The sequence below is a fragment of the Paraburkholderia phenazinium genome (assembly GCF_900100735.1).
Taxonomy (GTDB): Bacteria; Pseudomonadota; Gammaproteobacteria; order Burkholderiales; family Burkholderiaceae; genus Paraburkholderia; species Paraburkholderia phenazinia.
Window position 1 is genome coordinate 172,344 of sequence record NZ_FNCJ01000004.1, and the last position, 11,931, is coordinate 184,274.

General features: G+C 61.8%; 11 protein-coding genes and 1 tRNA gene. 8 read left to right on the plus strand and 4 right to left on the minus strand.

Going from position 1 to position 11,931, the window contains the following annotated elements:
• Positions 1-162 precede the first annotated feature (162 nt).
• The 3 genes from carA to gloB form a co-directional block, all read right to left on the minus strand.
• Positions 163-1,326 carry a glutamine-hydrolyzing carbamoyl-phosphate synthase small subunit gene (gene carA, locus BLQ92_RS11080; RefSeq protein ID WP_090684308.1) on the minus strand — a complete coding sequence of 388 codons (1,164 nt, stop codon included), beginning with the start codon at positions 1,324-1,326 and terminating at the stop codon, positions 163-165.
• A gap of 525 nt (positions 1,327-1,851) precedes the next feature.
• Positions 1,852-3,552 (minus strand): transglycosylase SLT domain-containing protein, encoded by a 1,701-nt coding sequence (locus BLQ92_RS11085; protein WP_090684309.1) that lies wholly within the window; start codon positions 3,550-3,552, stop codon positions 1,852-1,854.
• Between the two features lie 155 nt (positions 3,553-3,707).
• The gene (gene gloB / locus BLQ92_RS11090) at positions 3,708-4,499 is read right to left on the minus strand and encodes a hydroxyacylglutathione hydrolase (RefSeq protein WP_090684310.1); all 792 of its coding nucleotides are present in this window, start codon (positions 4,497-4,499) and stop codon (positions 3,708-3,710) included.
• A 19-nt stretch (positions 4,500-4,518) separates the two neighbouring features.
• Here gloB and BLQ92_RS11095 point away from each other — a divergent pair, with 19 nt between their 5' ends.
• The 4 genes from BLQ92_RS11095 to BLQ92_RS11110 all read left to right on the plus strand — a co-directional run bounded on the left by BLQ92_RS11095 (position 4,519) and on the right by BLQ92_RS11110 (position 6,751).
• A complete protein-coding gene (locus tag BLQ92_RS11095) occupies positions 4,519-5,334 on the plus strand; it encodes a class I SAM-dependent methyltransferase (protein WP_090684311.1) in 816 nt (271 codons plus the stop codon).
• Positions 5,331-5,777: a ribonuclease HI gene (gene rnhA / locus BLQ92_RS11100; RefSeq protein WP_090684312.1), complete on the plus strand. Its 447-nt coding sequence runs from the start codon at positions 5,331-5,333 to the stop codon at positions 5,775-5,777. The genes BLQ92_RS11095 and rnhA overlap by 4 nt, the downstream gene beginning before the upstream one ends.
• Before the next feature lie 116 nt (positions 5,778-5,893).
• Positions 5,894-6,628, plus strand: a complete 735-nt coding sequence (gene dnaQ / locus BLQ92_RS11105) for a DNA polymerase III subunit epsilon (protein WP_090684313.1) — start codon at positions 5,894-5,896, stop codon at positions 6,626-6,628.
• A gap of 48 nt (positions 6,629-6,676) precedes the next feature.
• Positions 6,677-6,751 (plus strand) — tRNA-Val (locus tag BLQ92_RS11110).
• A gap of 83 nt (positions 6,752-6,834) precedes the next feature.
• Here BLQ92_RS11110 and BLQ92_RS11115 read toward each other — a convergent pair.
• Positions 6,835-7,194, minus strand: coding sequence for a hypothetical protein (locus BLQ92_RS11115; RefSeq protein ID WP_090684314.1), 360 nt, complete (start codon positions 7,192-7,194; stop codon positions 6,835-6,837).
• Between the two features lie 494 nt (positions 7,195-7,688).
• Between BLQ92_RS11115 and BLQ92_RS11120 the strand changes: the two genes are divergently transcribed.
• The 4 genes from BLQ92_RS11120 (at position 7,689) to BLQ92_RS11135 (ending at position 11,906) form a co-directional block, all read left to right on the plus strand.
• Positions 7,689-9,569 carry an ABC transporter ATP-binding protein gene (locus BLQ92_RS11120; protein ID WP_090684315.1) on the plus strand — a complete coding sequence of 627 codons (1,881 nt, stop codon included), beginning with the start codon at positions 7,689-7,691 and terminating at the stop codon, positions 9,567-9,569.
• A gap of 100 nt (positions 9,570-9,669) precedes the next feature.
• The gene (locus BLQ92_RS11125; RefSeq protein ID WP_090684316.1) at positions 9,670-10,236 is read left to right on the plus strand and encodes a TetR/AcrR family transcriptional regulator; all 567 of its coding nucleotides are present in this window, start codon (positions 9,670-9,672) and stop codon (positions 10,234-10,236) included.
• Positions 10,237-10,410: 174 nt separating this feature from the next.
• Positions 10,411-10,836, plus strand: a complete 426-nt coding sequence (locus BLQ92_RS11130) for an organic hydroperoxide resistance protein (protein ID WP_090684317.1) — start codon at positions 10,411-10,413, stop codon at positions 10,834-10,836.
• A gap of 41 nt (positions 10,837-10,877) precedes the next feature.
• The gene (locus BLQ92_RS11135) at positions 10,878-11,906 is read left to right on the plus strand and encodes an alpha/beta hydrolase (RefSeq protein ID WP_090684318.1); all 1,029 of its coding nucleotides are present in this window, start codon (positions 10,878-10,880) and stop codon (positions 11,904-11,906) included.
• Positions 11,907-11,931: the final 25 nt, after the last annotated feature.

Consider the following 11,931-nt stretch of genomic DNA (forward strand, 5'->3'; position numbering starts at 1 on the left):
GCCGTTGTTACTGCTGGCTTCCCGCTGCTGCGGCGGCGCGCTCTATTCTGTTCGCCTGGCGCAAGCGGGCGGCGTTGTTGCTGCCGGCGCTCCGCCTTGCGCGGGCGTCCTTTACAGACACCCTGTGTGCGACGCCTTATTTGCGTACCTTAGTTGCGTACCTTAGGCGGCCGCTGCGGCTGCCGTCGTGCCGGCTTTTTTCTGGTCCATCAAGCCGGTGAAGCGATCGAACAGATAAGCAATGTCGTGCGGGCCAGGCGACGCTTCCGGGTGACCCTGGAAGCAGAACGCCGGCTTGTCAGTCAGCGCAAAGCCTTGCAGCGTGCCGTCGAACAGCGACACGTGCGTGGCGCGTGCATTGGCGGGCAGCGTGGCGGCGTCGACTGCGAAACCGTGGTTCTGCGATGTGATGACCACGCGGCCGTCGCCCAGATCCTTCACCGGGTGGTTCGCGCCGTGGTGGCCGGTCTTCATCTTGATGGTCTTCGCGCCAACCGCGAGGCCCATGATCTGGTGGCCAAGGCAAATGCCGAAGGTCGGGATGCCGCGCTCGATCAGCTCCTTGGCGGTCGCGATCGCGTAGTCGCACGGTTCCGGGTCACCAGGGCCGTTCGACAGGAACACGCCGTCCGGATTGAGCGCCAGCGCATCCGCCGCAGTTGCTTGTGCCGGCAACACGGTGACGTGGCAGCCGCGCTCGGCCAGCATGCGCAGGATGTTGTACTTCACGCCGTAGTCGAACGCGACCACGCGGTACTTCGGCGCCTTCTGCGTGCCGTAGCCCTCGCCCAGACGCCATTCGGTCTGGGTCCACTCGAACGACTCTTTCGTCGACACAACCTTCGCGAGGTCCATGCCGGCCAGACCCGGGAACGAGCGTGCCAGTTCGATTGCCTTGGCTTCGTCATCCGAGCCAGCCAGAATCGCGCCGTTCTGCGCACCCTTGTCGCGCAGTACACGCGTCAGCTTGCGGGTGTCGAGACCGGCGATGGCCACCACGCCTTCGTCCTGCAGGTATTGCGAGAGCGTGCGCTCCATGCGGAAGTTCGAGGCGAGAACCGGCAGGTCGCGGATGATGAGGCCGGCGGCATGGACTTTCGTGGCTTCGACATCTTCGGCGTTCACGCCGACGTTGCCGATGTGCGGATACGTGAGGGTCACGATCTGACGCGCGTAGCTCGGGTCAGTCAGGATTTCCTGATAACCGGTGATAGCGGTGTTGAAAACGACTTCGCCAATCGTATGGCCGGGGGCGCCGATCGAGTAGCCACGAAAGACCGTGCCGTCGGCGAGCGCGAGCAGAGCGGGAGAAAAAGACGGCAACACGGGAGACTCCTTGGGGGAACACCCTGTGCCGACCTGTCTATCCGAGCCGTGCGAGCCGCAGCGAGGCGCATCGTCGTGATGCGCGCGCAGGCTCGCTCGCGTACCGCAGCAGACGTCGCAAGGGCGCGATGGATCCATTGTATGGACTGATCGGCAGGGTGCGGTGCGTCAGCCGCGCGCGGCGGATGAACGGTGTGGGAGAGGTAGGCGCTAGGGTGCGGGTTGATAAGCTCAAACCTTGGAATTATAGCTCTAAAGTGCCCTTCCCTCCAAATGCGAGATGGCGCCGGGACCGGGTTCAGGGCCCCGCCGGGCAGGCAGAAGCCTTGCCCCATATGGCTCTCAGGCCGCCGGACCCCAATTTAGAAAGCGGAATCGGGATATGCAACCGGTCCGGTGCAAGAGCCCTGAAATGAAAACGCCGTCACCACAGGTGACGGCGTCGAAAAACGAGAAGTGATCGGAGCGCAATTCATGCGCTGCCCCCGCAACGCATGTGGCCACTTCCGTGGGAGCCGCTTTGGTCTAGTTACCCTTCTTCGCCTTGGCCGCGGTCTTCGGGCGGCTTGTTGCCACAGCCTTCGACGCCTTGCTGGACGTGCCCGGGGCAGGCGCTTTCGACGTCTTGCTCCTGGCAGCGCTCGACGCGGACGATTTGCTGGCCTTGCCCGCCGGATCCGACACCTTGACGACGGCGGTGCGGCCACGACCTGACTTCTTATCGTAGCGCGAATCGCTCTTCGTGTCTGCGACCTGGGTGCCGATGCGCTCGACGCCACCGCCCTGCACGCTCGTGGCGATGCGCTCCGGACCCGGTTCGCTCGGCATCGCCTTGCCCACCGGCACGTGCAGCACGATGACCTGACCCGGATTCACCTGGTCGCGATGCGTACGGTTCCAGGACTTCAATTGACCGATCGAGACACCATAGCGAACCGCCAGCGCCGCCATGGTCTGCTTGCGCCGCACGCGAATCAGCATCTTGCGCGTGTCCGGGACGTCCGGCTCCATCGCGAGAACGGCGCTTTCGGCGACGTCGGCGCTGATGTCTTCGTCGGCATCGTCGTCGCTACGCGGAATGACGATGGTCGAACCCGGTTTCAGGCGCATGCCGACGGGAATCTTGTTGACTTCCATCAGCGTGTCCGCGTCCACCCCGATCTTCTGCGCAATCGCGGCCGGCGCAGCGCGCTCGGTGACCGTGTAAGTGGTCCACGACGACAGATTGCCGGAGTACGACTTCAGATTGTGCTCGAAGGCGCTGGCGTTATCGAACGGCAGCAGGATCTGCGGCTGCGTCGCGCCCAGGATGACCGGCTTCTTGAACGACGGGTTCAGCGAGCGGAATTCGTCAGGCGTCATGTTGGCGAGCTTGGCTGCGACGTCGACGTCGATATCGTGCGCGGTGGTGACCGTCACGAAATACGGGTGGTTCGGAATGGACGGCAGCGTCAGGCCAAAGGCCTGCGGGTTCATCACGATGTTCTTCACCGCCTGCAGCTTCGGGACGTAGTTGCGCGTCTCGTTCGGCATGCGCAGGCTCTGGTAGTCCGTCGGCAGGCCCGCCGCTTCGTTGCGCGCAATGGCGCGCTGCACGTTGCCCTCACCCCAGTTGTAGGCGGCGAGCGCCAGCTGCCAGTCGCCGAACATGTCGTGCAGACGCGAGAGGTAGTCCAGCGCGGCGCTGGTGGAGGCGAGCACGTCACGGCGCTCGTCCTGCCACATATTCTGCTTGAGGTTATAGGTCCGGCCCGTATCCGGCACGAACTGCCACATGCCGGCCGCCTTCGCCACCGACAGCGCCTGCGGGTTATAGGCGGACTCGATGAACGGCAGCAACGCCAGCTCGGTCGGCATATGGCGCTCTTCGAGCTCTTCGACGATGTGGTACAGGTACTTCTGCGAACGCTCGGTCATCCGGGCGACGTAATCGGGGCGCTGCGCGTACCAGTTGGCCTGCATGTCGACGAGGTCGCTTTGCATGTCAGGAATCTGGAAACCACGGCGAATCCGCGCCCACAGATCGGCGTCCGGGCTCGTCAACTGATCGACAGAGCCTTGATCGACATTGATCGTTTCTTTGGCAGAGGCGGTATTGCGAAGGGCGTCGGCTACGGCTTGCTGGCTGGCAGGATTGGAAGCGGTGCTATTGCTATTCGTCGTCGGCCCCTGGCTCGCGCACGCGGCGAGCATGAGGACCAACAACGCACTAAAGATAAATCTCATGAACGTCTCGGCTTCCACAGGACTGGAATTTGCAGCCGATAGTACGAAAGCGAAACGTTTACGTCAATCGGAAATATACGAAAAACCTAGGTAAATCTTAGGCTTGGCAGATTTTTCCGAAATTCAAGGTGAACATGACCCCATGAAGCGGTGGGTCAGCGGAACCTATTCTTCCATTCACGCAACAGTGTGAACGCGGTCAAACGATCGGGCACCGTTTCATGCAACTGTTCGACAAGCGTCGTGTGGATCGCCGGGCTATCGGCCCTTAAAAACGGGTTCACCGCCCGCTCGTGGGCGATAGTCGTGGGCAGAGTGGGCACGCCGCGCTCGCGCAGCTCGCTCGCTTCGGCGCACCACGCCTGCAGATCCGCGTTGCCCGGCTCGCAGGCAAGTGCGAAGCGGATGTTCGACAGCGTGTACTCGTGCGCACAGTGCACCTGGGTCGCGCCAGGCAGCGCCGCAAGTTCGTCCAGCGACGCCAGCATCTGCGCCGGCGTGCCCTCGAACAGCCGGCCACAGCCGCACGCGAACAGCGTGTCGCCACAAAATACGTGTGGGGTGCCGGCCGGATCGGCCGCCTGGAAGTAGGCAATATGGCCACGCGTATGGCCGGGCACGTCGAGCACGCTCAGTTCGAGCGCCGGCTCGGCGATGCTCACCCGGTCGCCGCTTTTCAAACGGTAAGTCAGATGCTCGATCGCCTCGCCGGCCGGCCCATAGACGGGCACATCCTGGCCATTCAGCAGATCGGCCACCCCGCCGACGTGGTCTTGGTGATGGTGCGTGAGTAAAATAGCGCTCAACCGCCAGCCCCGTTTCGCCAGATAGGCGCGAACCGGAGCGGCCTCACCCGGATCGACGGCCACCGCATGGCGACCGTCCGACACGAGCCAGATGTAATTGTCTTCAAACGCCGGGACGGGGACGTACTCGAGCGCATTCATAGGCGACGCAATCTTTAATATGTCTGACCGAACGATTATAGACTGGCCCGCCTGGACCGATTCGCCACCCGGACGTTACGTGCTGGAATGGGAACAGGCGCAGCTCGACCGCGTGGTGTCGGACGTGTTCGGCTACCACGCGCTGCAGCTCGGCCTGCCGCAGCTCGATGCGCTGCGCGAGAACCGCATGCCGTGCCGGGGCCTCGTGCTCGACGCCGCCAGCGGCGCGAGCGCGCCTTATGAATTCCCGCGCGCGTCGGGCGCCGCCGCGCCCGAAAAACATGCGCCGCCGGGCCGCAGCGTGGTCTGGTGCGACCTGCTGGACCTGCCGTTCGAGGCACAAAGCGTCGACCTCATTGTGATGCCGCATACGCTCGAGTTCACGAGCGACCCGCACCGGTTGCTGCGTGAGGCCGAGCGGGTGCTGATGCCGGAAGGCCAGCTGATCATTCTCGGCTTCAATTCGCTATCGCTGTGGGGCGCCCGGCAATCGGTCGGCAAGGTAACGGGGCGGCCGTTCGTGCCGGCTGCACACGACCTGATTGCATTCACCCGTTTGAAGGACTGGATTAAACTGCTCGGCTTCGACCTTGAACGGGGACGCTTCGGCTGCTATCGTCCGCCCCTCGTCAGCGATCAGTGGCTCGCGCGCTATAGCTTCATGGAAGCTGCCGGCGACCGCTGGTGGCCGATCTTCGGCGCCACCTACATGGTGAAGGCAATCAAGCGCGTGCGCGGCATGCGTCTGATCGGCCCAGTGAAGGTGAAAAAGCCCGTGCTTGCTGCGGGCCTCGCCCCTGCCGCCACCCCGAACACACGCAATCAGAGAAAATGACTTCCGACCTCATCGACATTTATACCGACGGCGCCTGCAAGGGCAATCCAGGCCCCGGCGGCTGGGGCGCACTGCTGCGCTTCGGCGCGCAGGAAAAAGAAATGTTCGGCGGCGAAGCGAACACGACCAACAACCGCATGGAGCTGATGGCGGTGATCGCCGCGCTCGAAGCGTTGAAGCGGCCTTGCAAGGCCGTGGTGCACACCGACTCGCAATACGTCCAGAAAGGAATCAGCGAATGGATCCACGGCTGGAAGAAGAAAAACTGGATGACCGCGGCGAAGACGCCGGTGAAAAACGCCGATCTGTGGAAGCGGCTCGATTCGGCCGTTCAGCAGCATGAGATCGAGTGGCGCTGGGTGAAGGGTCACGCAGGACATCCGGAGAATGAACGTGCGGATGCGCTGGCTAATCGCGGAGTCGCTTCGCTGGCGGAGATGTGAGGCACAGGCTTGCTTGCGTGCGCTCCTCGCGAGGCTGGTTGCTTTCGCCCCTGCCTGCTGCGCGCTTCTGCCTTTTCTGTTTTTCTTAGCCAATTTTTAGAGCGGCCTAATCCGACATGCGTCAACTCATCCTCGATACCGAAACCACCGGCCTGAATGCGCGCACCGGCGACCGCATTATCGAAATCGGCTGCGTCGAGCTGGTGAACCGCCGGCTCACGGGCAACAACCTGCACTTCTATATCAACCCGGAACGCGACAGCGATCCGGGCGCATTGGCAGTCCACGGCCTGACCACCGAGTTTTTGAGCGACAAGCCGAAGTTCGCGGAGATCGCCAACGCGCTGCGCGACTTTATCCAGGGCGCGGATCTGATCATCCATAACGCGCCGTTCGATATCGGCTTTCTCGATGCTGAATTTGCCTTGCTCGGCTTGCCGTCGTTTAGCTCGCAGTGCGGCGAGGTAATCGATACGCTCGTGCGCGCCAAGGCGATGTTCCCCGGCAAGCGCAATTCGCTGGATGCGCTGTGCGACCGCTTCGGCATCAGCAATGCGCACCGCACGCTGCACGGCGCGTTGCTCGACTCGGAGTTGCTCGCTGAGGTCTACCTGGCGATGACGCGTGGGCAAGAGAGCCTGGTTATCGACATGCTGGGTGAATCGTCAGCGGGCGGTGGCGAGCATGCGCCGCGGGTCGCGCTTAGCTCGATCGAACTGCCGGTGATCGTTGCCAGCGAGGAGGAAATCGCCGCCCATCAGGCCGTGCTCGATGGCCTCGACAAGGCGGTCAAGGGGACGAGCGTGTGGCGTCTTCAACCCGTCGCGACCGCCGATGAGCAAAGTGCTTAAAAAGTACTTTACGAGTCGAAGATCCTCTGACATAATCTCAATCTCTTCGGGTGGTTAGCTCAGCGGTAGAGCACTGCCTTCACACGGCAGGGGTCACAGGTTCAATCCCTGTACCACCCACCAGATTCGCGTGACCCGCAAGAGAAAAGGCCCTCAGACGAAAGTCTCAGGGCCTTTTTGTTTGGTGCTCCTCCGGGACTTCAGATTCATCCGTGGGCATGCCGCTTTTTCTCGTCCGCGATGTCCTCGAGCATTCTCCGCAGCTTCGGGAGCACGTCAGTTGCCACCTCCATTTTCTGGAGTGCAGCGATCGCCTCCTTTTCTTTCGTGTCCCTCCCCTCGATGCTCAGGTGCTGCAGCAACAGCAGAAGTACATCCTCGATTCGACCGAGCTGCTTGCCGTAGCTCGCCACGTCCAGCGCGGCTTTCTCGACGGCCGGATTGGACGAGTTGCCCAGATTGACCGTGTAGGAGCCGACCTGGCTGCCGAGCATCGGGAAGTAAGGCATGAATGGGCTAATTGCCTGGGTGACGGGACCGGACAGGGGCAGGTTGACGGCGGCCATCGGATACCTCCATCTCTATGTCTGATGATGGACATTATCAAATCTAAAAACCTTCTAGATATTCCGCTAACTGAAGCTATGCAGCGCACGACTGGAAAACCGCGATGAACCAATTCGCATTTTCCGTCCACCGCCCTAAAACACTCTCCCCCATTCGTCGTACCAATTCAACCACATCCTCACATCGCGCGCTTGCTATCGCGATAAAGCCGCTATATATTCGAACTTCGGACATCAGCTCCGATCGACATCTTCTTCACTTCACTCAACACTAAAGGGAGGCATCACATGTTGTTCAGCGTGCACATTGCCACCCTTAACGTGGCCTCGCGACCGTAACCAGTCGCCAACGCAGGTCCGCCATTTCGGCAAGCCTGCGCATTTTCCAGACGGTCTCACACTAGCTCGCCAGGTCTTTCTGGCCCGCTTCGGCTGTCTATTCCTATTGCTCCTGAATGGAATCCCGGGGTCTCTACGTCCCCAGGCCGTGACCAATGACTACAAAAAAACTCGACTTTCGCGGACAAGCCTTTAAGGACGTCCTCGGCTTCACCGTTCGACACTGGCGCGAACAACCTTGGCGCATCTTCGCCATCACCGGCCTCGTGCTGTTTTCGGCATTGGCCGACGTGCTCACGCCGATGTTTGCGGGGCATCTCGTCGACGCCATTGCTTCAGGCTCCGCAGGCAACCCGGCGGCCTGGCACGCTGCCGTAACTGCGTTCGCCATCCTGGCCGGACTCGGTCTCGGCGGTACCCTGCTGCGTCAGGGCGTCTACATGAACATCATCGTGCTGACGCTCACGATGATGAGCAAGATCGCCAGCAATGCCTTTCACCGGGTGCAGCGTTTTTCGACCGACTGGCACGCCAACAGCTTTGCCGGCTCGACGGTGCGCAAGATTACGCGCGGCATGTGGGCGCTCGACATCCTCAACGACACGCTGCTGATCGCGCTGTTTCCGTCGCTCGTCATGCTGGTGGGTTCCACCGTACTGCTGGGCGTGCGCTGGCCGTTGATGGGCGCGGTCGTGGGTCTCGGCTCCGTGCTCTATATCGCGGTGACGGCCATGCTGTCGCTCGGCTTCGTCGCGCCTGCCGCGCGTCTCGCCAACATGTGGGATACCAAAATGGGCGGCGTGCTGGCCGATGCGGTGAGTTGCAATGCCGTCGTCAAGGCATTTGGCGCCGAAGCACGCGAAGAAGTCTTGCTCGCCCGCATCATCGCGAAGTGGCGTCATCGCACCAAACGCACCTGGGTGCGCGGCACGCTCAATGGTGGCGTGCAAGGCGGCATGCTGGTGTTGATCCAGGCATCGATCCTCGGTGCAGCGCTGTTCCTGTGGGCTCGCGGCCAGGCCAGCGTGGGCGACATCACGTTCGCGTTGACGATGTTCTTCATGTTGCAGGGCTATCTGCGCGAAGTGGGCATGCATATCCGCAACCTGCAGCGCTCGGTCAACGATATGGAAGAACTGGTGGCGCTCGAGAAGCAGCACCTCGGTATCGAGGACAAACCGGGTGCCCGGCCGATCAAGATCGACAAGGGCGAGATCCGCTTCGAGCAAGTCACGTTCCACTATGGCTCGCTTGCGACGCCGCTGTACGACAACTTCTCGGTGCGCATTGCGCCGGGGGAACGCGTGGGTCTGGTGGGACATTCTGGTTCGGGCAAGACGACGTTCATCAAGCTGATCCAGCGGCTCTACGACGTCAACGGTGGCCGCATCACGATCGACGGGCAAGACATCGCTCTGGTCAGCCAGGCGTCGTTGCGCAGCCAGATCGCCATTGTCCAGCAGGAGCCGGTGCTGTTTCACCGCACGCTGGCCGAGAACATCGCCTACGCCCGTCCCGGCGCGACTCGCGCCGAGATCGAACGGGCCGCGAAGCTCGCCAGCGCCCATGACTTCATCGTGACGCTGCCGAACGGCTACGACACGCTGGTGGGCGAGCGCGGCGTCAAGCTCTCGGGCGGCGAGCGTCAGCGTGTGGCGATTGCGCGGGCGTTCCTCGCGGACGCGCCGATCCTGATTCTGGACGAGGCCACCTCGAGCCTCGACAGCGAAAGTGAGGTGCTGATCCAGCAAGCGATGGAACGGCTGATGGTAGGACGCACGACGCTCGTCGTCGCGCACCGGCTGTCGACTGTGCGGGCGCTGGACCGGCTGCTGGTGCTCGATAAGGGCAAGGTCATCGAGGAAGGCAGCCACGAAGCGCTGATCCAGCTCGAGAAAGGCTTGTACCGCAGGCTGTTCGAGCGCCAGGCGCTGGAGTTGATCAAAGGCCTGTCCGATCCGGACGTGGCGAGGCGTACGGCGCCTGGCGCCGGCGCGAAGCAGGTCGACGACTCGGAAATGCTGGTGGACGAGTAAGCGGCCGGGAGGGGCGGGGGCCGTATGGCCCCCGCCCCTTCACAAACTATTTTTCATCTCCTGCTTGACAATCTATCTACCAGTAGATACAGTTCAGTCCATGGAAACGACAACGACAGTTCGCGAACAGATTCTGGACCACGCAGTCACACTCATCATGCTGCGCGGCTACAACGGTTTTAGTTACCGTGATCTGTCAGGCCTGGTCGGCGTAAAGACCTCGAGCATCCACTACTACTTTCCGTCGAAAGACGATCTGGTGCTGGAAGCGGTCAACGAGTACAGCAAAGAGGTACTGAACGCCCTCCATGGTATCGACACTTCGTTGCCGGCCGACGCAAAGCTCAGCAAGTACGCGAAGCTGTTCGGCAGGACCCTCGGCGACGGCAACCAGATCTGCTTGTGCGGCATGCTGGCTGCGGACATCGAGTCACTGCCCGACAACATCCGGCAAGCGGTGCAGGCGTTTTTCAAGGCCAACGAAACCTGGCTGGCGAAGGTTCTGACGCAAGGTGCGCAGGAAAAAACGCTGGCGGTGAACGGCAAGCCGGAAAACGCGGCTCGCGCGCTCTACGCGGCCTTTCAGGGCAGCGTGTTGGCGAGCAGGTTGTTTCACACCAAGGCTCGACTCGAAGATGTCGAAGCTTCGGTGAGGATTGCGCGATAAACGCAGTCGAACGAGAGGTGGTACGCCACCTCTTTATTTGGCTCGCCAATCTATCTTTGAGTAGATAGATTGGCAGCAGAAGTGAAATAGAAACACCCATTGTTGTACCGGCAAATCTATCTAGTAGTAGATAGCAAAACTTAAGCAACTCAACCTCTTTAAAGGAGTTTCATCATGTCCCTCGAAAAAGTTCTCTACCGCGCTCATGCCCACGCAACCGGCGGCCGTGACGGCCGTGCCGTGGTGCCCGCAGGCAACCTCGAGTTCAAGCTGACCACGCCGAAAGAACTGGGCGGTGCGGGTGGCGAAGGCGCCAACCCGGAACAACTGTTCGCCGCCGGCTACAGCGCGTGTTTCCTCGGCGCCATGAAGTTCGTCGCCGCACGCGACAAGATCGCCATCCCGGCGGACGTCTCGATTGACGGCAGTGTCGGCATCGGCGCGATCCCGAACGGCTTCGGCATCGAAGTCGAACTGAAGATTTCGCTGCCCGGCATGGCGCGTGAGGCAGCGCAAACGCTGGTCGAGAAGGCCCACATCGTGTGCCCGTACTCGAACGCGACGCGCGGCAACATCGACGTCACGTTGACGATCGCCTAACCCACAACACAACCAACTAACCACATAGACCGGAAGCCATCATGAAGACCTTCAAGCCCCTGCTGCTCGCCGTTGCTCTCGCCGCCAGCACAAGCTTCGCAACCGCTGCTACGCCGGCTGCCCCCGCCACGCCCGACCAGGTGACAAGCCAGTTCCTCCACGCGCTTAACAGCGGCACTGGACCGGCAATCAACACGTTGACCCCGGCGCAAGCGCGCCAGGTGCTGGCCGGCGCACAGAGCGGCGTCAAGGTCGACCTGTCGGGTATCGACGTGTCGAACAAGACGATCGAGCAAGACGGTATCAGCGTGCCGATCACGATCGTGCGGCCGCAGGGGGTGACGGGTACATCGCCGGTCTTCATGTTCTTCCACGGCGGCGGCTGGATCCTTGGCGACTTCCCGACTCACGAGCGTCTGGTGCGCGACCTCGTCGTGCAATCCGGTGCGGTGGCGGTGTTCGTCAACTACACGCCGTCGCCCGAAGCGCGCTATCCGGTGGCAATCAACCAGGCGTACGCAGCAACCAAGTGGGTCGCGGCACATGGCAGTGAGATCGGTGTCGACGGCAGCCGTCTCGCGGTGGTCGGCAATAGCGTGGGCGGCAACATGGCGGCGGTCGTGGCGTTGATGGCCAAAGACAAGCAAGGCCCCGCGATCCGCTTTCAAGGTTTGATGTGGCCCGTGACGGACAACGATTTCAACGACGGTTCGTACAACGCCCATCCGGAAGGCCACTTCCTGACCCGTCCGATGATGAAGTGGTTCTGGGACGCGTACACCAAGGATCCGAAACAACGTAACGAGATTTACGCGTCGCCCTTGCGTGCTTCGCTGGATCAGTTGAAAGGCCTGCCGCCGGCGCTGATTCAGGTCGCCCAGTTCGATGTGTTGCGCGACGAAGGAGAGGCGTACGGCCGCAAGCTCGACGCAGCGGGCGATGAAGCGACCACGGTGCGCTACAACGGCACGATCCACGACTTCGGTTTGCTCAACGCGCTCGCCGAAGACCCGGCGACGAAAGCTGCGATCAAACAGCTCGCCAACGAGTTGCAATCGCGCCTGAAGTAAGCGCCTGAAGTAAGCGCCTGGAAAG